The 24,011-nt window shown below is 40.3% G+C and carries 24 protein-coding genes and 1 tRNA gene; 20 read left to right on the top strand and 5 right to left on the bottom strand.

Annotation, left to right across the window (positions count from 1 at the left end; genetic code table 11):
• Positions 1-82 precede the first annotated feature (82 nt).
• The 16 genes from CWC02_RS13320 to CWC02_RS13395 all read left to right on the top strand — a co-directional run bounded on the left by CWC02_RS13320 (position 83) and on the right by CWC02_RS13395 (position 14,205).
• A complete protein-coding gene (locus CWC02_RS13320) occupies positions 83-892 on the top strand; it encodes a sulfite exporter TauE/SafE family protein (protein WP_055020682.1) in 810 nt (269 codons plus the stop codon).
• Between the two features lie 14 nt (positions 893-906).
• On the top strand, positions 907-1,710 hold the full coding sequence (lgt, locus tag CWC02_RS13325; protein ID WP_138618689.1) for a prolipoprotein diacylglyceryl transferase: 804 nt from the start codon (positions 907-909) through the stop codon (positions 1,708-1,710).
• Between the two features lie 13 nt (positions 1,711-1,723).
• Complete coding sequence (locus CWC02_RS13330; RefSeq protein ID WP_138600286.1) at positions 1,724-2,575, top strand: thymidylate synthase; 852 nt, start codon at positions 1,724-1,726, stop codon at positions 2,573-2,575.
• 26 nt (positions 2,576-2,601) lie between these two features.
• The gene (gene galU, locus CWC02_RS13335) at positions 2,602-3,483 is read left to right on the top strand and encodes a UTP--glucose-1-phosphate uridylyltransferase GalU (RefSeq protein WP_054554355.1); all 882 of its coding nucleotides are present in this window, start codon (positions 2,602-2,604) and stop codon (positions 3,481-3,483) included.
• A 428-nt stretch (positions 3,484-3,911) separates the two neighbouring features.
• Entirely contained in the window at positions 3,912-4,421 is a 510-nt protein-coding gene (locus tag CWC02_RS13340; protein ID WP_054554356.1) for an SPOR domain-containing protein, read from the top strand.
• A gap of 73 nt (positions 4,422-4,494) precedes the next feature.
• Positions 4,495-5,103 (top strand): SPOR domain-containing protein, encoded by a 609-nt coding sequence (locus tag CWC02_RS13345; protein ID WP_138618691.1) that lies wholly within the window; start codon positions 4,495-4,497, stop codon positions 5,101-5,103.
• 111 nt (positions 5,104-5,214) lie between these two features.
• The gene (locus CWC02_RS13350; RefSeq protein ID WP_138618693.1) at positions 5,215-5,808 is read left to right on the top strand and encodes a DUF4402 domain-containing protein; all 594 of its coding nucleotides are present in this window, start codon (positions 5,215-5,217) and stop codon (positions 5,806-5,808) included.
• 19 nt (positions 5,809-5,827) lie between these two features.
• Positions 5,828-6,295, top strand: coding sequence for a DUF4402 domain-containing protein (locus CWC02_RS13355; protein WP_054554359.1), 468 nt, complete (start codon positions 5,828-5,830; stop codon positions 6,293-6,295).
• Between the two features lie 8 nt (positions 6,296-6,303).
• The gene (locus tag CWC02_RS13360) at positions 6,304-7,095 is read left to right on the top strand and encodes a fimbria/pilus periplasmic chaperone (protein ID WP_138600288.1); all 792 of its coding nucleotides are present in this window, start codon (positions 6,304-6,306) and stop codon (positions 7,093-7,095) included.
• Between the two features lie 20 nt (positions 7,096-7,115).
• Entirely contained in the window at positions 7,116-10,082 is a 2,967-nt protein-coding gene (locus CWC02_RS13365; RefSeq protein ID WP_249364108.1) for an MSCRAMM family adhesin SdrC, read from the top strand.
• 13 nt (positions 10,083-10,095) lie between these two features.
• Entirely contained in the window at positions 10,096-10,698 is a 603-nt protein-coding gene (locus CWC02_RS13370) for an SPOR domain-containing protein (protein ID WP_138618695.1), read from the top strand.
• Positions 10,699-10,752: 54 nt separating this feature from the next.
• Positions 10,753-11,346, top strand: coding sequence for a FlgO family outer membrane protein (locus CWC02_RS13375; RefSeq protein ID WP_054554363.1), 594 nt, complete (start codon positions 10,753-10,755; stop codon positions 11,344-11,346).
• A gap of 14 nt (positions 11,347-11,360) precedes the next feature.
• Complete coding sequence (locus CWC02_RS13380) at positions 11,361-12,035, top strand: FlgO family outer membrane protein (protein WP_138618697.1); 675 nt, start codon at positions 11,361-11,363, stop codon at positions 12,033-12,035.
• Between the two features lie 3 nt (positions 12,036-12,038).
• Positions 12,039-12,704: a FlgO family outer membrane protein gene (locus CWC02_RS13385; RefSeq protein ID WP_138618699.1), complete on the top strand. Its 666-nt coding sequence runs from the start codon at positions 12,039-12,041 to the stop codon at positions 12,702-12,704.
• Positions 12,705-12,813: 109 nt separating this feature from the next.
• Positions 12,814-12,888: transfer RNA gene (locus CWC02_RS13390), tRNA-Arg, on the top strand.
• A gap of 360 nt (positions 12,889-13,248) precedes the next feature.
• Positions 13,249-14,205, top strand: a complete 957-nt coding sequence (locus CWC02_RS13395) for an alpha/beta hydrolase (RefSeq protein WP_138618701.1) — start codon at positions 13,249-13,251, stop codon at positions 14,203-14,205.
• Positions 14,206-14,247: 42 nt separating this feature from the next.
• Here CWC02_RS13395 and CWC02_RS13400 read toward each other — a convergent pair whose 3' ends face one another.
• The 3 genes from CWC02_RS13400 to CWC02_RS13410 all read right to left on the bottom strand — a co-directional run bounded on the left by CWC02_RS13400 (position 14,248) and on the right by CWC02_RS13410 (position 17,888).
• The gene (locus tag CWC02_RS13400) at positions 14,248-15,312 is read right to left on the bottom strand and encodes a zinc-binding dehydrogenase (protein WP_138618703.1); all 1,065 of its coding nucleotides are present in this window, start codon (positions 15,310-15,312) and stop codon (positions 14,248-14,250) included.
• A 181-nt stretch (positions 15,313-15,493) separates the two neighbouring features.
• Entirely contained in the window at positions 15,494-16,927 is a 1,434-nt protein-coding gene (gene nhaD, locus CWC02_RS13405) for a sodium:proton antiporter NhaD (RefSeq protein ID WP_054554368.1), read from the bottom strand.
• 232 nt (positions 16,928-17,159) lie between these two features.
• Positions 17,160-17,888, bottom strand: coding sequence for a glutathione peroxidase (locus tag CWC02_RS13410; protein WP_138618705.1), 729 nt, complete (start codon positions 17,886-17,888; stop codon positions 17,160-17,162).
• Positions 17,889-17,997: 109 nt separating this feature from the next.
• Between CWC02_RS13410 and CWC02_RS13415 the strand changes: the two genes are divergently transcribed.
• Positions 17,998-18,897 carry a LysR substrate-binding domain-containing protein gene (locus CWC02_RS13415; protein ID WP_138618707.1) on the top strand — a complete coding sequence of 300 codons (900 nt, stop codon included), beginning with the start codon at positions 17,998-18,000 and terminating at the stop codon, positions 18,895-18,897.
• Here the strand turns inward: CWC02_RS13415 and CWC02_RS13420 are convergent.
• On the bottom strand, positions 18,880-20,070 hold the full coding sequence (locus tag CWC02_RS13420; protein WP_138618709.1) for a flagellar assembly protein FlgT: 1,191 nt from the start codon (positions 20,068-20,070) through the stop codon (positions 18,880-18,882). The two genes, CWC02_RS13415 and CWC02_RS13420, sit on opposite strands and share 18 nt — an antisense overlap.
• Positions 20,071-20,180: 110 nt before the next feature.
• Here CWC02_RS13420 and CWC02_RS13425 point away from each other — a divergent pair, with 110 nt between their 5' ends.
• The 3 genes from CWC02_RS13425 to CWC02_RS13435 all read left to right on the top strand — a co-directional run bounded on the left by CWC02_RS13425 (position 20,181) and on the right by CWC02_RS13435 (position 23,419).
• The gene (locus tag CWC02_RS13425; RefSeq protein WP_054554372.1) at positions 20,181-20,639 is read left to right on the top strand and encodes an LPP20 family lipoprotein; all 459 of its coding nucleotides are present in this window, start codon (positions 20,181-20,183) and stop codon (positions 20,637-20,639) included.
• A 120-nt stretch (positions 20,640-20,759) separates the two neighbouring features.
• Positions 20,760-21,467, top strand: coding sequence for a transglutaminase-like cysteine peptidase (locus CWC02_RS13430; protein ID WP_082389319.1), 708 nt, complete (start codon positions 20,760-20,762; stop codon positions 21,465-21,467).
• Positions 21,461-23,419 (top strand): bifunctional diguanylate cyclase/phosphodiesterase, encoded by a 1,959-nt coding sequence (locus CWC02_RS13435; RefSeq protein ID WP_138618711.1) that lies wholly within the window; start codon positions 21,461-21,463, stop codon positions 23,417-23,419. The genes CWC02_RS13430 and CWC02_RS13435 overlap by 7 nt, the downstream gene beginning before the upstream one ends.
• Here CWC02_RS13435 and CWC02_RS13440 read toward each other — a convergent pair.
• Positions 23,416-24,003, bottom strand: coding sequence for a LuxR C-terminal-related transcriptional regulator (locus CWC02_RS13440; RefSeq protein ID WP_054554374.1), 588 nt, complete (start codon positions 24,001-24,003; stop codon positions 23,416-23,418). The two genes, CWC02_RS13435 and CWC02_RS13440, sit on opposite strands and share 4 nt — an antisense overlap.
• Between the last annotated feature and the right edge of the window lie 8 nt (positions 24,004-24,011).

Here is a 24,011-nt window from a genome sequence, read left to right on the forward strand (position 1 = left end):
CTGAAACTCGCATCTTGAGGTGGTTTGGGTATATATATTAGTTTAGTATATGTATATAACAAATTGAATATATGAGTGTGCTATGCATGATGTAATACTTTTAATGGTGTACTGCGCAATTTTGGGCAGTGTGGTTGGATTTTTAGCAGGCTTATTAGGCATTGGTGGCGGTCTTATAATCGTGCCAGTACTTAGTGCGCTATTAGTGTCGTTCAATGTTGCCGACCCAAGCCATGTATTAGTTATCGCGATAGCAACCTCGTTAGCATCCATTATTTTTACCTCGACGTCTTCAGCCCTTGCTCATCATCGTAATGCTAACGTGCCATGGGAAATTGCTCCTTGGGTTATGACTGGCGTTGGCCTAGGCGCATTGATCAGTGGCTTTGCAGCAAGCTTTATTCCTGAGCAGCTGCTGCGCTTTGTTTTTGCCGGTAGCGTGGTGTTTATCGCACTTAGAATGGTGTTATCGACACGAAAAAAAGCCGCCAGTGAAAAGCCGCTTCCATCAGGGCCTATTCTTGGCTTTTTATGTGCCATAATGGGGGCACTTTCAGGACTAATTGGTATTGGTGGTGGGGCGCTTATTGTGCCGCTACTGCATTATTTTTCCGTTGATATTAAAAAGGCCATTGGTTGTGCTGCTGCTTGTGGTATTGTCATTGCGCTGTTTGGCTCGGTGGGTTACGTATCTGCCGGCTGGCAATTAACATCTTTCAGTGATGGATTTGCCGGATTTGTGTATTTACCTGCGTTAGTCGGGATTGTGGTTACCTCGTCGCTCATTGCGCCTATAGGTGCCAAAGCCACGCATTACTTGCCTGTGGCAACAATAAAAAAAGTATTCGCGCTATTACTTGTCATAATTGCGCTTAAAATGGTGTTTAGTTAAAGGTTTTAATTTTTATGGCTCTTCAATTTCCAGATATCGATCCGGTTATTTTTTCGGTAGGCCCGCTCAGCGTACGTTGGTACGGTTTAATGTATTTAATTGGTTTTGCTTTGGCGATGTGGCTTGCTAATCGCCAAGCAGCAAAACCAAACTCAGGTTGGACAAAAGAACAAGTCAGTGACTTATTATTTTACGGCATGCTCGGGGTTATACTCGGTGGCCGTATTGGTTATGTATTGTTTTATCAGTTCAGCTACTTTATCGAAAACCCACTGTATTTATTCAGAATTGACCAAGGTGGTATGTCGTTCCATGGTGGCACCCTGGGTGTCATTACAGCTATTGCAATCTTTGCTTGGACCCGTAAAAAATCATTGTTTGAGGTAGGTGACTTTGTAGTGCCACTTGTGCCGCTCGGTTTGTTAGCAGGGCGTATTGGTAACTTTATTAATGGCGAACTATGGGGCCGAGTGACAGATGTACCTTGGGCATTTGTTTTTCCTACAGGTGGTCCAGAGCCTCGTCACCCATCCCAATTATACGAAGCCTTTTTAGAAGGCCTAGTACTGTTCTTAATCTTACAGTGGTTTATCAAAAAGCCTCGTCCAGCGGGAAGTGTTGCTGGGGTGTTCTTACTTGGCTATGGTGCGTTTAGATTTATTGTTGAATACTTCCGTGAACCAGATGCTCATTTAGGTTTATTTGCAGGCGTTATCTCTATGGGTCAAATACTGTCATTGCCGATGGTAATTGGTGGCCTTGGTTTGTTAATATGGGCTTATAAAAAGCCGCAGCAAAGCGTGGCAAGCAAAGCATAACAAGAGCAATTCAATGAAACAGTATTTAGATTTATGTCAGCGTATTGTTGACGAAGGTGTGTGGGTTGAGAACAAACGCACAGGAACCAAATGTTTAACCGTAATTAATGCCGATCTTGAATATGATGTGGCAAATAACAAGTTTCCGCTCATCACCACGCGAAAGAGCTTTTACAAAGCGGCGATAGCGGAGTTACTGGGTTATTTACGTGGTTACGACAGCGCTGCACAGTTTCGTGATATCGGCTGTATGACTTGGAATGCCAACGCGAACGAGAACAAAGCGTGGCTTGAAAATCCGCATCGTCGTGGTGAGGATGATATGGGCCGTGTGTATGGTGTTCAAGGGCGCAGTTGGCAACGCCCTGATGGTAGCCACCTTGATCAGCTTAAAAAAGTTATCGATAACTTATCGAAAGGAATTGATGATCGCGGTGAAATCGTCACTTTTTATAATCCAGGTGAATTTGAGCTAGGTTGTTTACGCCCTTGTATGCACACGCACACCTTTTCTTTGTTGGGCGATACTTTATACTTAACATCATACCAACGTAGCTGTGATGTGCCGCTGGGTCTGAACTTTAATCAAATTCAATGTTTTGTGTTACTTGCTTTAGTTGCACAAATAACCGGACATAAACCGGGTAAGGCGTATCATAAAATAGCGAATGCGCATATTTATGAAAACCAACTTGAGTTGATGCGTGATGTACAACTTAAGCGAGAGCCTTTCGCGTCGCCAGAATTAAAAATAAACCCAAATATTAAATCATTAGAAGACATTGAAAGCTGGGTTACAAAAGATGATTTTGAAGTAGTAGGTTATCAGTGTCACGATGCAATTAAGTATCCGTTTTCAGTTTAAGAACAATAAAATTTAAGGAGAAATCAATGAAAGCAGTGATCCCAGTTGCTGGTCTTGGCACGCGTATGTTACCTGCAACAAAAGCAATCCCTAAAGAAATGCTTCCTATTGTTGATCGCCCGTTGATTCAGTACGTTGTAAATGAAGCAATATCAGCAGGAATTAAAGAAATTGTTTTAGTAACGCATTCAAGTAAAAACTCAATTGAAAACCACTTTGATACCAGTTTTGAGTTAGAAGCCACACTTGAAAAGCGTGTGAAACGTCAGTTACTTGCTGAAGTACAGTCAATCTGCCCGAAGGATGTGACTATTATCCACGTTCGTCAAGGTGAAGCGAAAGGCCTTGGTCATGCGATAAATTGTGCGGCGCCTATTATAGGTAATGAACCGTTTGTTGTTATCTTACCGGATGTTATCATCGATGATGTTGCGAGCGATCTTAAAAAAGATAACTTAGCTGAAATGATCCAGCGTTTTGAAACCACCGGTGAGAGCCAAATTATGGTTGAGCCTGTGCCGCAAAACGAAGTAGACAAGTTCGGTGTAGTAGACTTAGGTGATGTAACAATCAATCAAGGTGAAAGCGCCGCAATTTTGAATATGGTTGAAAAGCCTCCTATTGATCAAGCTCCATCAAATCTTGCTGTTGTGGGTCGCTATGTACTGAGCAAAAATATTTGGCCATTACTTGCAAAAACTCCAGCTGGGGCAGGTGATGAAATTCAATTAACAGATGCCATAGCCATGCTAATGGAAAAAGAAACGGTTGATGCATACTCTATGAAAGGTAAAAGCCATGACTGTGGTAGCAAAATTGGTTATTTAAAAGCCATCGTTGAATTTGCTTTACGACGTGAGGAATTCAAAGATGAATTGAGCGACTTCATAAAGTCGTTGGTTAAATAACCAATTCTATTTACTTAGTAATAAATTATGTTAAAAAAGTGCCTATATGGCACTTTTTTGTTATTTACAAGCAGCTGACAATTGTTGATTATTAACAAATTAGGGACTTTTCTGATATACCTTTGTCTTATAGGGTTGTTAAGATGAGTATGGTGATTAATTGCTCTAATTCAGTTAGTTAACTGAGTAATGAAAAGCATTAATAATTTTGCTGCAAATTGTTTATGTTATAAAGCTACTTTTTACTAACAACATGATTTGCAGCGAATTAAAGCACTAAACTGAAATTATAATAAAAACATAATGTTAGTGTTTATTTTCAATATCTTAAATTATCTTTTAGCTTTTGATGTACAGGTAAGTACTAACAGATAGTCTTCTTCAAAGTAAGAAGCAATTTTTTAACGGTACGTTTAAGAATCCTGATTATGAAAGATTACTTCAAGCCTTTTCGCTGCAGTATATACCTAATGGTGTTATTAACTGTTTCTGGTTGCAGTAATGAGCTGCTGCTAAGCTCTACCGTTAATTCTATGCAAAGTTTTGCACTTCGCTTAATTGATCCTATTTTTCAAATTAATGTAAAAACTAGTTCTGAGCTTCAATCAACGGCTACACAAAAAAATACCCTAGCCACTGCTGCTATATTAGCACCTACAAAACCTAATTATACTTTTGCGTTACAGTTAGCATCAGTTAGCTCTGAGACCGCAATAGAAGTCACCTTTCATAAAATGGCAAAACAAGCGCCTAGTATTTTTCAAGGTAAACCAATTTTGAATGTTGAAGTTGCAGACGTGCATGATAGAACTTTCTACCGCTTAAAGTTTGGAGGCTATAAGTATTTAAAAAATGCGAAAGCTGACTGCGCGGCTATTAAGCGACAAGGTATTGATTGTTGGGTTAGTAAATACACAGATAATCGAATTTATTTTTAGCGTCAAATATTCACTCTAAAGGTGGCATTTTTATTGCTAATATTTAAGTCTGTTTTTTAGAATTGACGTCACCATGCATTTTTCTATTTTCTCTAAATATTTATTGTTAACCATCTGCTTAACTGCTTTAACAGCATGTATGATGAGCCAAGAACAAAGCCAGCCTGTTTATACTGAACAGCAGGTACAGCAATTTGCTGCCGAGTGGCAAAATCAACAGCCTAGCATTGAACGTCTTGCAGCAATGGAAAAAGACCTTGCGTTGTTAATCGAGGTACTTTCGGCTAATAGTGATTTAACTGCACAACCATCGGCATTTGAGCCGCAAAATGATGTGATCTATCACCAAAGTGAGCAAATACAATCTCAGCAATCATCATCAATCGACTCATTAGAAACGATTATTGCTGCAAACAAAGCAGCAGAAGCAGGTGTGCAATTAGGTTTATATTTAACGCCGAAAAAGGTCAGACATCAGGTCTTGAACCTTAAACGTGATTATCCTGCTGTTTTAAATGACCTAGATTTTCGCTTTAAAACTCGTGAGCAAAAAGGGGTAACCTTGTATGGATTACGAGCAGGTCCATTTGTAAATTATACTCAGGCGACAGCTTTTTGTGAGATAGCCAAAAGAATGGGGCAAACTTGTGTGACAGCCCCTTTTATTGGGGAGATGCTTTAAGTATCTTTCCTCTTGGAAATTAGGGGATTAACCTTAAAGTATTTGTTCTAGAGGTCGATAAAGCTTAAGATACAGCAAAATGGCTTAGCCATTTATTTATAAGGACTTAATATGAAATTACCTCTTTCTTTAATTGCATGCTCATTAGCATTTTCTGCTTTTTATTCTTATGCCACTACTGAATCTTTCAGTGCAACAGTAAAGGTTCAAAACTCAGTTGTTTTAACAAAAGGAAATGATCTAAATTTTGGTACTATTCGTGCCGTAGCCGATCCTTCAGGTGCTGCGCAAGCTGTTTTAACAATTAACCCAGAACCTGATGCAAGCCCTGTTTCAACAAGAACAGATGCATCTCCTGCGATTATTTCAATTATTGAGCAAGGGTCTCCTGCTTCATTTACGGTATCGGAAGCGGTGCCTAATGCGCGTTTGTCGATTACTGATCCTACAGCTAATATTTTAGCTTCTGATGGACAAGGTTTAAATGAGCCAAACTTTATTGTTGATGAATGGAAGTATTTTATTACTTCAGGCCCAAATGCAAATGCTTATTACCTTCCAGGCAGCCCAAATTTAACAGCAGATGCAGACGGCAGTGTTGAGTTTAACATTGGTGCCAATTTATCTACCTCAAATTCGGCGTCATCTGAGCCTTATCGTGATGTTGAGTATACCGGCACTTTCCAATTAGAAGTTGCTTACTAATAATACTAGGTAATTAGTCATGCGCTTTTTGCTTTTAGCTACTGTTTTATTTTGTGTGTTCTCAACACCCTTACAGGCTGCGAGCACAGAGCAACAAGCGCTTGATTTTGGTACTCTAGTTATTCTAGCTAATACAAATACCAGCTCTGTAATCGTCAAAGATGATGGCAGTATCAATACGCAGGGCTCGGTTTATGTTCTTAAAAATGGCCGCCCTGCAGAATTATTACTTACTGACTTTCCAGCTAGAACTCAGCTAACTATGAATCTAGTTGCCCCAGTTGACTTAACACATGATATCGATGGCAACTCGAGTGCTGGATTTTCTGTACGCCTTAATGGTTTTCCTAAATATGTGATTACCAATGAATTTGGTGAAGCAAAAGTATTTATTGGCGGTATTTTAACGACAGACCGTAGCGCTAAACCATACGCTGATGGTCAGTATTCTTCTACAACTTATTTAGAAATATCAGTCGATTACTAAGGATAGATATGTTCGCAAAACGTCTTTTATGTGGACTTCTTTTTGTTTTTTTCAGTCAATATGCAACGGCAAACTTACTTATTTCACCAACGCGGGTTTCATTTGATGAGCGCCAACGAAGCGCAAAAGTCACCGTCATTAATAGCTCAGAAGAGTACCGTACATACCGCGTGGTATGGAGCGAAAAATTAGCGCTACCTGGTGGGGGCTATCAAACATTGAGTGAGCCAGTAACCACGAGCCTTTCTCCTATGGCACGCTTATCACCAAAGCAAATTCGCTTAGCACCTGGCGAAAGGCAAACGATTAAAATAGCAATTAGAAAGCCTAAGGATTTGGCTAAAGGGGAATATCGTTCCCATTTACTATTTCAAGCCTTACCAAATGAAGATAAGGCAGCTAAGGCTGGACTTAAAGTGAATATGATTTTGAGTTTTAGTATTCCAGTTGTATATCGTGAACAAGGTGAGCTGCCAAAAGTTGCATTTCAAACTGCAGAAATAGTTGAAGATTCGGTAAACAAAAAACCAAAAATTGCCGTTAAATTAACTGAACAACAAGGTTTTAGTAGTTACGGTCGACTTAGCGCGTATGTTACTAATTCTGCAGGTAAACAAGAAAAAATCGCAGAAATCGGGAATCTAAGCCTATACCCTGAAATTGAACAAGCGACTGTGTTGTTAGATTTATTCTCTGGTAAACAGTTGCCAAAACAAGGGAACATTGAGCTTAAATATCAAGGTGCCGATGAGTATGAAGGCGTCGATTTTGGCTCATATTCATTGCCTATTCGACATTAAGGATTAATGCGAAAACATTTATGAATCGCTTATTTGCGATAGGGCTTATACTATTAAGTCCTATCAGCGTTGCTAATTCGACTGTGAGTACAGAGGATGTACTAGCTAGAGTCAATGCCATAAGAGCTAAGCTAAATGGCGAACAGCTTTACGCTCCACAATCTAAGCATATAACTGCTGTTAATCATTCTGCAGATACCTTAGACGCTCAGCAACGAATTGCCATTGGGGAATTTTTGCTATTTTCAATTTATTTAAATGAAAATTATTTAGGTGAGTTGTTTGCCCTTAAGTCTGATCAAGACATATTGCTTGGCGTTTCGGGGCTAGTTGATATTTTACAGCTTGCAATTAATGTCGATATATCAGCCGAGAGGGCCGAAGGTTGGTTCATTAACACCAATAAAACCTTTCAATTAACAGCTCAAAAACAGTTGATTACAGATACAAAAAAGTGGCAGCTTACAGAACAACAAATTAGTGTTGATGATGATATTTATATAGAGGCAGCAGTACTCGCTGAGGCTTTAGAATTTCAGCATCGCTCTGATTACGCAAGCTTAGAGCTGTATATTGAAACTGAGTCTGTTTATCCGGTTGTCGCCCAAGCGCAGCGACATAAAAAACAACTACAAAGCTATAGTACTCAAAAGCAAGCAACTTTACCTTGGAAACCAAGCCCATACCAGGCCTTATCTGTCCCTGTGGCTGACTTACAATTGAACTATACCCAAGATAATGATGGTAGTCAGGCAAGTTACTCATTACTTGGCTCGCAAGATTTTGCATACCTTACTATGGAATACTTTTTATCGGGCCGTGAAAGTGATTTATTGAATAACTCAAGACTAACTTTCTCCAAGCAAGATGTGAATAATCAGCTGTTAGGTCCACTTGCTGCAAGTCTTATTGAGGTAGGTGATGTCACAGCTACGCAAGTTGGCAGCCGTTATAACAACCAGTACGGGCGCGGAGTTAAAATTTCGAATTATCAACTTGGGCAAGCAGTTAATAATAATCGAGTGAATCTAACTGGTGCAGTACAGCCAGGTTGGGATGTTGAATTATACCGCAATGGTATTTTAATTGAGCAGCAATTGAGCTTGGCGGATGGGCGCTATGTTTTTGCTGACGTTGATTTACTGTTTGGTGAAAATAACTTTGAGTTGATTTTTTATGGTCCGCAAGGGCAAGTAGAGCGAAAAACAGAATATTACTACATTGATGGTACGCAGCTTGAACAAGGGGAAGCAGTCTATGAGTTATCTTTTTCAGAGCAAGGCAAGCAGTTATTAGGTAATAACAGTAATAGTGCAAACAAGGGCTGGGTTGCTGCAGGGCGATACCAATATGGATTGAGTGATAACGTTGCTATGTACTCAGGCTTTATGGCGCAAAAGCAAGAGCAAGATGAGTTATACCATGTTGCTCTAGGAACGAATCTCAGCTTGTTAGATAGGTTATTAGTTAATCTGGAGTATGAAGAAAACAATCAACAACAAAGAGAATTTGAATTAACAACAAGAACTAAGCTGGCTGATCAGTCTTTGCTATTCAGCGCAACGAACCGTACAGATAACCAGAATGGTCGAGATATAACGCTGAAAAGCTATCAATTTGATATGTCTGGTGAGCTGATGCAAAACAACTTTGGGCGGCTTAATTATCAAAACAACTTTTTAGTTCAACACGCACAAAGTGGTGATTTAAAGCAAATTTATAACCGTTTAAATTACAGCTATGCAAACGTCTCAATAAATAATTTATTGCAATGGCAAGACCCAAGTGCCGGGCAAGAAAGTGTAGATGGTATGACGCGTTTACAAACACGACTAGGCAGAGTGTACAGTCGGTTTGGTGTTAATTATCGTCTTTCTCCAGTGAGTGAGATAGCAAGTTATGAAGCTGAATTTAGCCGAAGTTTAGGCCCGAGTCTCCAAGCAGAGTTAACTTTAAGGGACTCTCTAGATTACGATGTTCAGTCTGCAGAATTAGGACTAACGTGGCAAAATGACAGGATTAACTTAAGCAGTAATGTTAATTACGATAGTAATGACCAATGGCAAATTCGCTTAAATAGCCGATTTAGCTTTGGTTTTGATAGCCAATATAATCAACCATTTATGAGCAACAGAACATTGACCAATACAGGTAGTTTAATGGTTAATGTGTTTTTAGATGAAAATGATAATGGTATTAAAGACAGTAATGAGAAGGGCTTGGCAGGTGTTAAAGTAAAAGGCTTACAAAATTATCGCCAAGCGATTACTGATGAACAAGGGATCGCGATTCTTTCTGCTATGCCAGCTAACCGCACAACAGATATAGTGCTCGATCGTGACAGTTTTGCTGACCCTTTTATGATCCCCGCCCACGATGGTTTCTCCATAACACCACGAGCAGGCTTTGTTGAGTACATGGATTTTCCAGTAAATAATGCCAGCGAAATAGAAGGCACTGTTTATCAGCAGACAGAGCAAGGAGCTAATGTTCAACCTTATGCCCAAATTACTTTAGTGGATGAGCAAGGTAATGATGTAGCAACTACGCAAGCGGCTTATGATGGCTATTACTTGTTTACTGATATTAAGCCCGGTAAGTATCAGGCGATTGTAGATAAGCAGTACCAAGGACAAAAATCACTGACTAGTACTCAAACACATAAAATACAGTTATCGCCCAAAGGTGATGTGCTGGTGGGAGTTGACATTACTTTGCGGCCACTCGAAAAGCGCCAGGGATATATAGCGAGTATTGGCAAGTTTAATTCACTGAAAATATTAAAGGTGTATTACTCATTGGTGAAACAGCGTTTGTTACAGCAAGGGTTAAAAAACGCTTTTTATATTCACGATAAAGCAAATGCGCACTACACGCTTGCGGTTGGCTATGACGCACAATCTGCAAACGAGCTTGAGCAGCAATGTGTGCAGCTAATATCACAAGCAATTAAATGCCATGTAACAGAGCAGCATGTTCAACACTAGCAAGGAGTAAATTATGGTTTTTAGTATTTTTCAAAATCTGAAGAAAGTATGGTTAGTTTTACTGGTTACTCCTATCTTTGGTTGCCAAAGCGTATCAGAGCCACAAGTGAGTGAAGAAAACTTAGTAAAAATTAGCCAGCAAGAGCTTATAGAGCTGAGACAGTCGCATCAACAATTCCAAGCGATGAAGCCAGAGCTTGAGCGCTTGCTGACAATAGAAAGTGAGTTAACCTTACTCACTGAACAACTTACTTTGTTAAATACGCAGCAAGCTGAGCCTGTAAATACTAAAAAGTCATCAGTAACCGCACCTCAGTTTATTGCGGAGCCTGCAGCCAAGTTTGCACTACAACTTGCTTCCGTAACAGAATTACCTCGACTAACAGCTCGCCTTGCTGAAATTAAAAAACAAGCGCCGGCACTATTTCATGGTCAGTTTATTGCTAATGTAGAGTCAGTAACTGTAAATGGCAGCACTTTTCATCGTTTGAAAATTGGTGCATATCAACAAAAGCAGCAAGCAGATAATGATTGTAAAAAGTTAGCATCAGTCGGGGTGGCATGCTTGGTATCGCACTATGTGCAAAATCCGCTTGATTTATCTCACCAACAATAATACTTAGGCATAATTATTGCTTTGTACTTACTAAGTTTAGTGAGGATGGCAATTATGCGCCTGTTATTTTATTCAGTTTTTTTAGTGTTGGTGGGTTGTAGCTTAACTGAAAAGCCACAAAAAGCGCCCCCTAGAGAAACCCCAAAATCGCCGATGGCACCTTATACGGTGCATCAATACGTTGCTGATCTAAGTAGTCAGCTGAGCCGTATTCAAGGCCCTTACAAAGGCAATGCACGTATTGCTGTGACCAGTTTCTATATGGCTGATGGCTTAGGTACTGATTTAGCAGAAGATCAGGGCAGTGGCTTGAGTCAGCAAATTCAAGAAAGTTTATTAACGCAATTTACTCAGCTTGGTTTTCATACCATAGAGTATCGATTAGAAAAGACTTTAAATTTGCAGCAATCGGCCGATAGTGTACTTAGTCGTGATGTAAATACCTTGCGTCAACGTCAGAATATTGACTTTGTTATTACCGGCACACTGACGCGGCAACAACATGCCTACATAGTTAACGCCCGATTGGTAAATACCAAAGATCTGCGAATAGTGTCAGCAGCAAGCACCGAGATCCCTATCAATGTGATGTGGGGCGCTGAAAAAGTTCAGCAACGTGATGGCCAGTTGTATCGAAGCGAATATTAAGAGGAACTCATTTAATGAAACGTTTAATTTTAACTTTATGTTTGCCTTTTGGCTTTGGTTGCTCGTCAATGTTAACTGGTGATGTAACACAACACGATAATGATCCTCAATTAGCTGCGCAAAGAGAAGTTGCCGCGCCGCACAGTAACGACAGTGTATTTCAAACCAATCAGGCGGTGATGAATAACAGCACCTTTACCGCTGCACCAACGCGCAAAAATATTAATCACTATGTGCGTGGCATCATGCAGGACTTAGTTGAAAACTTGCAATATGTTAGCGATAACACGCCGGTTGCTGTTTCAAGCTTTGTATACCTTGATGCAGATTACAACTCAACGAATTTGCTAGGTAATCAAATTGCCGAAAGTTTCATTCATGAGCTTCATGCATTTGGTGTACCTGTCATTGATTTTAAAACCACTGATTATATGCGTGTCACGCCAAGTGGTGACTATGTTTTCAGTCGTGATTATTTAGAGCTAAGCCAAGATCAAAACTTCAATTATGTATTGGCGGGTACTTTAGTTAATCATCAAAGTGGTGTGCTCGTTAATGCCCGCATTGTTGGTTTAGCAAGCAAAGCAGTTGTAGGGTCAGCGCAAGGCTTTATACCACAATCAGTGGTTGATGCCCTTGATAGCACCAACCGTAGTGATGGTATTACACTTAAACAAGCAAGTGAGTAAGCTATGAAAGGTTTTATTTTTGCATCGTTAACGCTCGCGATTTCTGGCTGCCAATTGCTGCCAGAGCAATCAGCAGAGCCGCAAAATACCGCTCAAAGTGCACCTGCATCAGCAAGTACTCAAGTCGATTATGTTGCTATGCTGCAAGCGCTTGAGCAAAAAGATATGCAGCAGGATAACGCTAACCATCGTTTATTTGTGCCTTATCAACATCATAAAACCGTTGTTAATTATGTCGAGCAAATGGCCCTTGAATTAGTGGATACCATGCAACAAGAAAGCGAGTTAGGAATAGCCATTACTAGCTTTGTTGATTTAGATGCGAGCCTAAAAAACAGCTCTCAACTTGGTAATCAACTCTCTGAAACAATGATGCACCAGCTGCAAAAATTCGGCTTTGGCGTTGTTGATTTTAAAGCGATGGATATCATTAGTGTGACTTCACGTGGTGATTTTGTGATGTCGCGTGATGTAGAAGAGCTAGCCGAGCGTCGCATCGCCAGCCATGTACTTACAGGCACGCTGATATATCGCCCTAATGGTGTTGAAGTGAATGCGCGAGTAATTAATTTAAACTCAAAGCTGGTTATTGCCAGCGCACAAAAAGTGATCCCATATTTTGTGCTAAAGAATGAGTCAATCAAATCAGCAACTGCTCGCGTTAACTAGCCTCATTATTTTACCGATCGGCTTGCTCTAAAGCCGGTTGGATTAATTTCTTGATTACCAAAGCCTTAGACCGTTATAATTTTCTGTAGCTTTACCTCAGCTTTTGAGTGGCCTCTTAGTTAAATGGATATAACGGCCCCCTCCTAAGGGGCAGTTACAGGTTCGATTCCTGTAGGGGCTACCAATAAAATCAATGGTTAGTCATGTTCTTCTTTGAAGCAAATTTGTAGCATTAAAGTTCCAAATCGGTTGCCTAAATCAATATCCGATAAATTTGAGTGTTCTATTAAATAATACAGATTTCTTCATTCGAACAGTCTTCTTATCAAGTCGTTTTTTAGTGCTGCCAGCATTTCACTTACTCAACACTATGTCTATTTTCAATATTAAAAAACAATACGTTTGTCGTGTTCTTTACTGTTTTTCTTGCTGTTTGATCGAAATCTAAACTAATCATTATTTTGCAGATTAGTTTTAACCCTGCCTATAAAAGTGACAGGTTCTAACTACTTCCTATGGCTAAAAACAGAATAAGGATATTGATATGTTGATTATTACGAATAGAAACATAAATAAATCAAACTTTAAAAATGGCGTAGGCGATCACAATGCTTTTGGTGACTACGCAAACGCTAAAGGACCTAATGAAGTTAGGCTCGCTCATGCAGATAAAGTAGAGGGAGTATGGCAAGTGCGGCTAGTCACTGAGCCATCTAAAATCACAGAGAATAATATTCCCTCTAAAAAAGCATTTGCAGAAGTTCGTGAACGGCTCACTTCTTCAGGTAAAAACTGCGTTTTTTTTGTACATGGCTTTAATCAAAGCTTTTATAAGAACTTAGAAAAGTCATTAGCATTAGAAAAAGAGCATGGGGTTGAGGTTGTTGTTTTTTCTTGGCCCTCTAATCCTGGAGGTTTTAAGACAAAAGAATACCGAAGCGCTAAGAGAAATGCACAGGCGTCAGTTGGTGCTTTGGATGCTACGTTGGAAAAGCTAGGTCATTACATGAAAGAGCCGTTCAATAAAGAGGCCCTTGAGGCATGTGATATTAAATTTACCTTTATGACATACAGTTTGGGGAATTATTTGTTTCAGAATTACGTTATCAACGCTTTATACGAAGCTGAAACAAGAATGTTTGATAACGTTGTATTGTGCCAAGCTGATGTTGATAACGCAGGTCATCAACATTGGGTAAATAACATAGAAGCTGGAAAACGAGTTTATATTACGATCAATGAAAATGATTGGGTCCTAAAATGGTCTGATGCGAATTTTCAAAAAGATCGGTTAGGAAGAACTGCTAGGAATTTGGTCGCTTCAAATGCTTTTTATTTTGACTTTACTGGCGGCCCAAATGTAGGGAAAACCCATGGCCTGTTCTATGAAAAGACAAATGATGTAGTTAAATCATTTTTTACAACTGTTTTAAATGGCGGTAGAGGTGAGGAGACTGATGGCTTAGTTTTTGATAGTAAGTTGAACGCTTATAGATTTTAGCTCTAAAATGAGGCTATTAATTTTTTAATAGCCTCATTAAAATTAACCCGTTACTTTTTCAAGCTCGCCTGTGCGCCATGGTTCAATGATGATTTTGATATGGTCGTTTGGTTTAAATAAGGTATCAAATGCACCTTGTACGCCATCTATGCCGACTTTACCAGTACGCATTTTTTGCCATGCAATTTTGCCTGACGCGATGTTCTCAAGTGATTGTGCAAACTCTTCTGGCTGGTAGTAATAAGAGAAAAGAAGGTCTAACTCTTTCACTGTGGCATAAGCAAAGTTAACGTTTAGTGGCGCGGTATGTACACCAGTTACAATGATTTTTGCTTTTGCTGGCGCACGTAAAATGTAATCGTTTAATAAGCGGCTTACACCAGCACATTCAAAAATAACCACCTTGTTGTTACCCGCAAGTGCTGCGGCTGTAGCAACTTCATCATCCGCCATAGGGTTAACATATACTGTGGCGCCAAATTCAAGGGCAATTTGTTTTTTACTTTCTTGTGGATCAGAGGCAACGATGTGTTTTACGCCTTGAAGCTTTAACGCGGCAATCGCGGCAAGGCCAATTGGGCCACAGCCAACCACAATGGCAACATCATCATTATTCATTTGTGCACGGTTCACTGCGTGCAGCCCAACAGCAAGTGGTTCTGTAATGGCTGCTGCTTCTGATGGAACAGCATCAGGAATAGGTAATAGCAAGGCTTCATCAACAATAAAGTATTCAGAGTAGGCACCATATAGCCCAGGGGTTACACCTACGCCAGCGCCGCCCGCAGAAAGTAAAATTGGCACTGAAGTTACGCGGGTGCCTTTAGCTAATTCGCCTTTAGTATTTGGGCCGTAGCTAACGATTTCTGCCGCGTACTCATGGCCTAATAATACTTCTTGGTCATTGCCTGCCTCTTTAGCCATGATGCCAAGGTTTTTATAGATATCGAATACATCGCTTGTGTGGCGGGTTATATGAATATCAGAACCGCAAATACCGCAAGCTAGGCTTTTTACAAGTACTTGGCCGGGTCCGGGAGTAGGAATATCAATTTTTTTTACATGCAACTTGCCATTTTGCATGGCAACAGAATTCATTTGGCTCATATGTGTGTCCTCAACTCACCTTATTTGTGAATTATTAGACTAAAGTAAAGTGCCTGCCTTAATCTTGACTTTTTACGACAAAAACACAGCTTATTACGACGCTGTTGTTTATAAACTGCTCATTGTGAAATATTTAAAGTAAAAACCCTCAAAGTGATAAGGGTTTTTACTTTATTAAGTCTTAGCCGAAGTAGGCTGTATTGAGGTATAAATGAGTTAATACTCCAGCAAAGTAACCGAGTAAAATGACCGGCGACCATTTTAAGTGGCTATTAAAGGTGTAGATCCCTCGCGCTTGACCCATTAGTGCAACCCCTGCCGCGGAGCCAATTGATAACAGGCTACCACCAATTCCGGCTGTTAGCGTGATAAGCAACCATTGACCGTGCGACATATCAGGCATCATTTGCAGCACTGCAAACATCACTGGAATGTTATCTACTACCGCAGACATTAAACCAAGAATAATGTTCGCACCGGTGGCAGACCAGTTGTTATAAAGTAAATCAGAAAGTAGCGCTAAGTAGCCGATAAACCCTAAGCCACCAACACAAATAACGATGCCATAGAAGAACAAGAGCGTGTCCCACTCTGCTCTCGATACGCGGCTAAATACATCAAAAGGAACAACGTTACCTAAGCGAGATAAGCGCTCTTTATCACCTTCACGCTCTGCCATCGCACGCTTTCTGGCAAGAGAGCCGGGGAGTGTCACGCGTAAGAAGTAACCAAAAAACTGTAAATAGCCAAGGCCCATCATCATGCCCACAACTGGCGGTAAACCAAAGGCGGTTTTTAGCACCACGGCGGTTAAAATTGTCAGTAAGAATAAGCACAATATGCGAAGCGCACCGCGTTTAAGTTCAATATCTTCATCGGCCGTATCCGGGTGACGGTTATTGATAAATAAAGACATAACAAAGGCAGGAATAATATAGCTGACTAAAGCTGGCAGAAATAAAACAAAGAACTCGGTAAAGGCAACAACATCGGCTTGCCAAACCATCAGTGTCGTGATGTCACCAAATGGGCTGAATGCGCCGCCGGCATTAGCGGCAATCACTATATTTACGCATGACATAGCAATAAAGCGGTTATCATTTGCTGCAACTTTCATTACCACAGCACATAAAAGTAGGGCGGTTGTTAAGTTATCGGCTACAGGTGAAATACAAAATGCCAGTACACCGCTTATCCAAAATAATTGTTTGTAACTAAAGCCCCTCGCAACTAGCCAGCTTCTTAGACCATCAAATAAACGGCGTTCTTCTAGGGCGTTAATGTAGGTCATCGCAACGAGCAAAAATAGCATTAACTCCGAAAATTCTAACAAGGCATGACGAAATGCGTCGGTGCTAAGATCAGATAAGTTTTGTGCACTGTATTGCCAAGCAATAAGGGTCCAAATAATCCCGGCTGCAACTAATACGGGTTTTGATTTGCGTAAGTGAATTTTTTCTTCGAGTATGACGAGCACATAAGCAAAGATAAAAATAACAAGGCAGATAATGCCAACAGGATGGGTGAGTAAATCGATAGTACCAGTTGACGCAGCATGAGCTTGGCCACCGAAACATAGCAAGGATAGGATCAGTCCTTGTAATAGTTTTTTCATTGTATATTCCACTTAATTCATCTTAAATTCGTTACGGTTTGAGTAAATGTAGCTGCAGACATTTTAAGTTTATTCTTGGCTTTATGTAACAATTTGGTAACTAAGGTGTTGGTATTTTGAATATAAATATGGGTGATGGCGAGAGCAGACCAGTTATATAATTTATAATTGAATCAATTGGTTGAGGTTTTAAAATAATAAAGGGCTGCAACGAGCAGCCCCAACTTGAAAATTATGCAAAGTGTTTTTCTAAATCGTCAGAGCCACCAATGTGCTCACCGCCTATGAATACTTGCGGCACTGTCTCACGACCTGAAATCGCTTTTAAACTCGTTAGTGAAGCGTGTTGACCTAATACAATTTCTTCGTACACATAACCTTTTGCGTCTAGTAGCGCTTTAGCTTTGGTACAGAACGGGCAGTTAGGTTTAGTAATAATGCTCACTGATTCTGGTTTTACCTGTGCTGGGTTAATGTATTCAAGCATGGTATCTGCATCAGATACTTCAAACGGGTCACCTGGCTTTTGTGGCTCAATAAACATTTTTTCGATAACGCCATCTTTTACCAGCATAGAATAACGCCAGCTGCGTTTACCAAAACCTAAGTCGTTTTTATCAACGAGCATACCCATACCGTCGGTAAACTCACCGTTACCATCTGGTAATAGAGTAATGTTTTGCGCTTCTTGGTTTTGAGCCCATGCATTCATTACGAATGTATCGTTTACAGAAATACAAACAATGTCATCAACGCCGTTTTGTTTAAATACAGCTGCAAGCTCGTTATAACGTGGTAAGTGAGTTGATGAACATGTTGGTGTAAATGCACCTGGTAATGCAAAGAGCACAACCGTTTTACCTTTAAAAATTTCGTCAGTGGTTATTGATTTCCACTGCTCGTCTACACGTGTTGCGAATGTAACGTTTGGTACTTTTTGGCCTTCGATATTGTTTAACATTGTTTTGATTCCTCTTGATTTGTTGAGTGCCATTATGCAGTTTAATTTATGATAGCTCCAATCGTTTGTTTGTATTAGTATGATAGGTAAAAGCTATTGTTGGTGTGATATGAATTTAAAAGACTTCGAATATGTAAAAGCAGTTGCTCGATATAAGCACTTTAGAAAAGCAGCTGATGCGTGCTATGTCAGCCAGCCTACATTGAGTGGTCAGGTCAAAAAGCTTGAGCAAGAGTTGGGTGTTGTTATTTTTGACCGTTCAACTAAGCAGGTTACGTTGACTGTGCAAGGTGAGCAACTACTTAAACAGATCACAGTTATTTTAGAGCAAACACAGGTACTTAAAGAAATAGCTACCAGCTCACACGACCCACTAAAAGGTAAAATAAATGTCGGTATTATTCCTACCATTGCGCCTTATTTACTGCCAACGCTGCTAACGTCGATGAAGCAAGCCTTTAGTGAAACTCAGTTTTCATTTATAGAAATGCAAACAGCACAAACGCTTGTAGCGCTTGATAATGGTGAGATTGATATTGCCATTGTTGCTGATGTGGCTGATTTAGCGCCTTATCATGTGTCACCGCTTTATAAAGAAGATTTTTTAGTAGCGGTTTCTGAACAACATGCATTAGTAAAACACCCTGAGGTTGCGCTGGCTCAATTACAAGGTTGTGATTTATTGATGCTAAATGAAGGGCATTGCTTTAAAGATCAAGCAGAACAATTTTGCTTTTCAGCAGGGGTTGAGGTGTCAAATCAATATAAAGGCAATAGTATTGAAACCTTACTCGCGCTGGTGGCAATGGATGATGGGTTAACTTTTGTTCCTAAGCTTGCTTGTACACCACGTGAGGGAGTAAAGTACTTAGCAATTACACCAAATCAGCAGCGCCAAGTTGTTATTGCAACCCGTAAGCATTACCCACATATAGCAGGCGTTGAGCAATTAGCCGACTGGCTAAATGCTCATAAGGGACTACAAGCTCATTTACTCGCTAGTAGCTAATTCAACAATATCGTTTATTTGAATGTTTGGTAGTGGTTGCTGATCAATACTTATGGCTACCGCTGATTGCTGATAAAGCTGAGTTACTTTTACCTGGTTAAGTGTGGTGATTTTATGCGGAAGCTTATTACCCTGAGCATCCGTTAGGTAATTATGATGGGCAATATTTAAAATTTGCCCTTGCTCAATCCCGTGCGCCTTACCCAAGTTGATGATTAGCCTATCGTTTTCGATATGCAGTATTTTTCCTTGCGTGGGTAAGCAGGCCATGGCTGCTTGTAAGTCATAGGTTAGGGTTTGGTTTATATCGCTGATAGCTTGGCCATAGTCAGTTGCCCAAAATCGGTCGCTATATACATCGATGATCTCAGTCTTTTTATACGGCCAAATGCCTTCTGTTTGGTAGCTTTTTTGCCAGAGCTTTTCGTAAGTGGTGCCATCAAATAACACGTAATCTACTTTGTATGCACGCTTGAAACTATCATCTTGCCAAAATGCATAATCGTTGTTGATCTTATGGTTAACCGATAAGTCACGAATACGGCTCAGTAATACATATTGCGAGTTACTGCGACTAGTGATCTCTTCAAGTAGCGCATTACTGTAATCGTATTGCTGAGTGAAAAAATGATCTACTCGCAACGGCATATTGTAATAGGCTGTTGGCTTTGCAGCCATTTGCGTATTGTTTAAGCTGGCATAGAGGTGTTCGCTAATAGCTTTGTTTACGTCAAAAATTTGGCCCATGCGCGCTTGCTCGCGGTTGGCCAGTTGGCTTTGTGTCACGGCAATAAATTTAGTGTATTGGTTTGCTGGGCATTCTTCTGCTTGAGCAAAAATATCGAGGCGAAGCGTTATAGCATAGGTGTCGTTATGGCGGTCTTCGCTGATCAGTTCTATTTTTTGGATTTCACCGTGGCTGCTTATTTTTAGCTGATCTTGCGTCAAAACCCCGTCGACTAGGGTTTGTACTGAGCTAACTCGAGCGCCAGAAAACACTAACGCCTGAGTTATGGCGTCTTTAATAGCGGCAGATTTGGCTTGGCTCGTATCGCCATTTTTTATAACAGCATGACCTGTAGATTCAAACCACTGCGCTAAGCTATTGTTAGAAAACAAAATTGTAAAGGCTAAAGCGAACCACTTAAAGTTGGCTCTTGTTTTATTTTTCATGCTGACACCTAGCAATAAAACCAATGAATAACCTTAACGAGCAAGGACTGTACCACAGTGGCATTAAACGTGCATATTTGTAGCCAAAGAGTTTTAAGCGGAAATAAATCATGCGAGCATTATTATTCGGCGGGCTGGTTGCCTGCGCAGCATTAACCGGCTGCAGTAGTATTTTTGATAAACATGTAGAATACACTTACATTGAGCCAGATAGCTACCCAGTGCTAAAAGCCGTGGGTTATGCGCCTATTAGTGCTCAACCTGGTAATAATGAATCGCAGCGTACCCTTCTTGCGATTAAAGCCTCAAAGCTTGAAGCGTATCGAGAGCTTGCTGAGCAAGTTTACGGGCAAAAAATTTCCGCAGGTACCACAGTGCAAAACAGTATCGCACATAATGATCAATTACAAAGCCAAGTACAAGGTGTGATCAAAGGTGCACAGGTGATCAAGACTTATGCAGTAGGCGATACCTATGCAACTGAATTGCAGCTCGATATGAAGCGTGTGCACGATTTATACATCGGCGAAGTAAAACCTCGACAGGTAAAAAAAGTAACGTATTATTAGCGCTTAAATTCTCATAGTTTCAGCTTGGGTGCTATGCTTTAAAAATCATATTTTTTTATTAAAGCATAATGGGTAACACACACGATTACATTCAAGCTGAATATCTTCAAGGCATGCCTTATGTTATCTAAGGCTTGTATCTTTGCTTGTCGTTTTATTGGGCGTTACCGCTTTTTATCTTCTTCAATTGTCATTCTATTTTGCGTCACTAGCGGTGCTTTAGCTGAGCGCTTAGTGATCGAGTTCTCAACCTTTATTCAACAAATGCAGCAACGCTACGGTGCCACTCGAGTTACTGTCGCAAGGCAATGGCAAGGCATGTTGCAGCATGCTCAAAATCTTCCTGAACAACAGCAAATTTTGGTCGTTAATGATTTTTTTGCGCGTAGTTTACGTTATCAAACTGATATCCAGCTATGGAAACAAAATGATTATTGGGCAACCCCACTAGAAACAATGGGAACAGGGCTTGGTGATTGTGAAGATTATGCTATTGCTAAATACGTCAGCTTACGCGCTTTGGGTATAAGCGACACCAAGCTTCGATTGATTTATGTTAAAGCGCAATTACCTGGAACTAGGAAGACCCAAGCCCACATGGTGTTGGGTTATTACAGTCAACCCAATGCACAACCACTTATTTTAGACAGCTTAATCGTAAAAGTGTTGCCTGCTGCAAAGCGCACCGATCTTAGTCCTGTTTTCAGCTTTAACAGTAAGGGCCTTTGGGCTAACAATTCAGCACAAAGCGTAGCCGATCCGACAGCGAGGCTATCACGTTGGCGACATATTTTAGAGCAAACTCGTAAAGAAGGAGTTAAATGGTGAATGTAATTAAAGCGTTTAAACGCAAAAAAACCATTACTTTGAAACAAGAGTTATGGATTGCCATTTTAGTGGTGATCATTATTGGCTTTATTAGCAGTTTGCTAATTAGTACAAGTTCGGCAAAAGACTATTTTACAGCCGAACTTAAAATGAAAAATGTAGATAATGCAAATTCATTAGCGCTAATGTTGAGTCAAATGGATAAGGACCCGGTGGAAATCGAACTGCTTCTTTCGGCGTCGTTTGATACAGGTTATTACCAACGTATTGAATTAAAAGATCCGAATGGCGAGACTATTATAAAACGTGCATTTAAGGGCGAGTTAGTGCTTGATGCACCGAGCTGGTTCCGCCATTTATATTCTCTTGAAGTAGCACCCGGCATTGCGCTTGTCAGTGATGGTTGGCAGCAATATGGTACTTTATATGTTGAAAGTCATAGTCAACATACACAAGATGCGCTTTGGCAAAGTTCGGTGCATTTGTTTTTTAGCTTTCTTGCTGTTGCAGTTGTTGCTTGTATAGCGAGCGCTTACTTCTTATCGAAAATTTTAAGCCCTTTGAGCGATGTAATGCGCCAAGCAATAGCGTTAGGAGAAAAACGCTTTATTAAATCAAAGGTGCCTAGAACATACGAGTTTGCCAAATTAGTTTCTTCAATGAACTTACTATCTACACGTTTTAGCCGCATCGTGAAAGAGGACCGTCAAAGGCTTGAAGAAATGCGTTTTAAGAGCCAGCACGATGACCTGACTGGGCTTGCAAATCGTGAGTATTTTAATGCGACCTTAGATACCTTTTTAGATAATACACAAGGGCATGGCGCATTATTCCTTTTTAGGGTGGTTAATCTTGACGAGCTAACAGAGCAAGTTGGACGTGTAGAGATGGTCGAGTTTTTACGTCTTTTCTCGCAGTCGTTAGTTGCATTTCTAGAGTCGAATGAAGATAGCTTTAGAGAGAGCCATATTGCGCGAATGTCGCATGTCGACTTTTTGGTGTTGTTTTCTGATGTGAGTGATCTAACACTGTTGAGTGACAATATTTTGCAGTCTCATCAGCAATTAGTTGCTCAGTACGCACAGGTGGATCTTGCTGTATCTCATAGTTGCAGTTTAGTTACTACCAACGATACGCGAGGAGCGCTGTTAAAACGGGTTGATAGCTTATTAAAAGTGGCGATTTCAAAGCCTGGTTGTAATGCCCACTTTACTGTAGATGGTACTGCTGAGCTTAGAAATGATGACCTTAATTTTTGGCGAGAAACGATAGAATTAGCATTAAAAGAAAACCAACTAGAAATTGCATTATATCCCGTTACCTCGTTCAGCGACGTTCTTCTACAACAACAAATTTCACTGAGTTTATTGATCAAAGGAGAGAAGTACGGAATAGGATTTTACTATCAATGGGCGCACAAACTTCAATTACTAGCGCGGCTTGATTGGAGCCTAATGAAGTTGATGATTAAGCAATATGGTGAGTTAACAGACGGTGCCTTGCTGGGGATGGAGCTCTCAGCAGATACCTTACATGATGATATGGCCGTAGCGTCAATTTTGACAGGATTGTGTGCTTACCCTGAACTTGCTAAGCGAATTTGCTTTGAGGTACGAGCCAACACTGCCATTAAAGATTTACCGTTATTCAGGCGTTTTTGCAGTCAGGTGCATAGCATAGGTGCAAAAGTTGCGTTAAAACGCGTTGGGGCTGAGTTTACAAAATTAACTAAAATCCAAGAGCTTGGTCTTGAGATGATAAAGGTAGATAGCGTTTATTGTCATAACATTAGTTTTAATGACTCAAACCAAAGCTTTTTGAGAGGGGTATGCTCATTAGCTCACTCGCTAGGGATTAAGGTTGTTGCTGAAGGGGTTAAAAACCCAAGTGATCAGTCAACCTTAAAAGGGCTTGGTTTTGATGGTGTTGTTGCGGTTGAAGAGTCAGTTTAATGACCCTTCACAGCAAGCATTAATTGCATTCGATCGCGTACCTTTAATTTGTGAAAAATTGAGCTCATGTGCTCTTTGACAGTGCGCTCAGTAATATTTAAAACTTGCGCGACTTGTTTGTTGGTTGCACCTTTTATAACTTCATCAACAACCTGTTTTTCACGCTTGGTGAGAGAACTCAGATCACATTGATGCGGATAGTTAATTGCTTGTCCTGATAACACGCCAACCAAGTTTGAAAGTAATTGCCCAGGAAGCCAAATTCCACCGGCGTTAACGGTTTCAGCAACTTGTTCGATGACAGTTTTGTTTGCAAATGCTTCAATGTATCCGCGTGCACCAAGTTGCAGTGCATCACACAGTTGTTGAATATCCAGCTGAGTTGTCATCACAATCACGGGTAGTCGTTGTGCGGTTAATTTTTGTAGCTGCACTTGCCAATCCGCAGAGTCTGCAAGTAACCAGACTAATGTGTCTGCTAATAATTTCTTAGGACAGGCTGTCTGAATTACGCAATTTGGAAATGCACTTAACCAGTGAGGCGATTGCAAATCATCTTGTGTAATAAAAATACTGCGACGCATGATTACTC

This window comes from Pseudoalteromonas sp. S2721 (genome assembly GCF_005887425.1).
Taxonomy (GTDB): Bacteria; Pseudomonadota; Gammaproteobacteria; order Enterobacterales; family Alteromonadaceae; genus Pseudoalteromonas; species Pseudoalteromonas simplex.

Coding starts and splice junctions, on each gene's coding strand:
- CWC02_RS13320 (WP_055020682.1), top strand. CDS start 83: ATGCATGATGTAATACTTTTAATGGTGTACTGCGCAATTTTGGGCAGT.
- lgt (WP_138618689.1), top strand. CDS start 907: ATGGCTCTTCAATTTCCAGATATCGATCCGGTTATTTTTTCGGTAGGC.
- CWC02_RS13330 (WP_138600286.1), top strand. CDS start 1,724: ATGAAACAGTATTTAGATTTATGTCAGCGTATTGTTGACGAAGGTGTG.
- galU (WP_054554355.1), top strand. CDS start 2,602: ATGAAAGCAGTGATCCCAGTTGCTGGTCTTGGCACGCGTATGTTACCT.
- CWC02_RS13340 (WP_054554356.1), top strand. CDS start 3,912: ATGAAAGATTACTTCAAGCCTTTTCGCTGCAGTATATACCTAATGGTG.
- CWC02_RS13345 (WP_138618691.1), top strand. CDS start 4,495: ATGCATTTTTCTATTTTCTCTAAATATTTATTGTTAACCATCTGCTTA.
- CWC02_RS13350 (WP_138618693.1), top strand. CDS start 5,215: ATGAAATTACCTCTTTCTTTAATTGCATGCTCATTAGCATTTTCTGCT.
- CWC02_RS13355 (WP_054554359.1), top strand. CDS start 5,828: ATGCGCTTTTTGCTTTTAGCTACTGTTTTATTTTGTGTGTTCTCAACA.
- CWC02_RS13360 (WP_138600288.1), top strand. CDS start 6,304: ATGTTCGCAAAACGTCTTTTATGTGGACTTCTTTTTGTTTTTTTCAGT.
- CWC02_RS13365 (WP_249364108.1), top strand. CDS start 7,116: ATGAATCGCTTATTTGCGATAGGGCTTATACTATTAAGTCCTATCAGC.
- CWC02_RS13370 (WP_138618695.1), top strand. CDS start 10,096: ATGGTTTTTAGTATTTTTCAAAATCTGAAGAAAGTATGGTTAGTTTTA.
- CWC02_RS13375 (WP_054554363.1), top strand. CDS start 10,753: ATGCGCCTGTTATTTTATTCAGTTTTTTTAGTGTTGGTGGGTTGTAGC.
- CWC02_RS13380 (WP_138618697.1), top strand. CDS start 11,361: ATGAAACGTTTAATTTTAACTTTATGTTTGCCTTTTGGCTTTGGTTGC.
- CWC02_RS13385 (WP_138618699.1), top strand. CDS start 12,039: ATGAAAGGTTTTATTTTTGCATCGTTAACGCTCGCGATTTCTGGCTGC.
- CWC02_RS13395 (WP_138618701.1), top strand. CDS start 13,249: ATGTTGATTATTACGAATAGAAACATAAATAAATCAAACTTTAAAAAT.
- CWC02_RS13400 (WP_138618703.1), bottom strand. CDS start 15,312: ATGAGCCAAATGAATTCTGTTGCCATGCAAAATGGCAAGTTGCATGTA.
- nhaD (WP_054554368.1), bottom strand. CDS start 16,927: ATGAAAAAACTATTACAAGGACTGATCCTATCCTTGCTATGTTTCGGT.
- CWC02_RS13410 (WP_138618705.1), bottom strand. CDS start 17,888: ATGTTAAACAATATCGAAGGCCAAAAAGTACCAAACGTTACATTCGCA.
- CWC02_RS13415 (WP_138618707.1), top strand. CDS start 17,998: ATGAATTTAAAAGACTTCGAATATGTAAAAGCAGTTGCTCGATATAAG.
- CWC02_RS13420 (WP_138618709.1), bottom strand. CDS start 20,070: ATGAAAAATAAAACAAGAGCCAACTTTAAGTGGTTCGCTTTAGCCTTT.
- CWC02_RS13425 (WP_054554372.1), top strand. CDS start 20,181: ATGCGAGCATTATTATTCGGCGGGCTGGTTGCCTGCGCAGCATTAACC.
- CWC02_RS13430 (WP_082389319.1), top strand. CDS start 20,760: ATGTTATCTAAGGCTTGTATCTTTGCTTGTCGTTTTATTGGGCGTTAC.
- CWC02_RS13435 (WP_138618711.1), top strand. CDS start 21,461: ATGGTGAATGTAATTAAAGCGTTTAAACGCAAAAAAACCATTACTTTG.
- CWC02_RS13440 (WP_054554374.1), bottom strand. CDS start 24,003: ATGCGTCGCAGTATTTTTATTACACAAGATGATTTGCAATCGCCTCAC.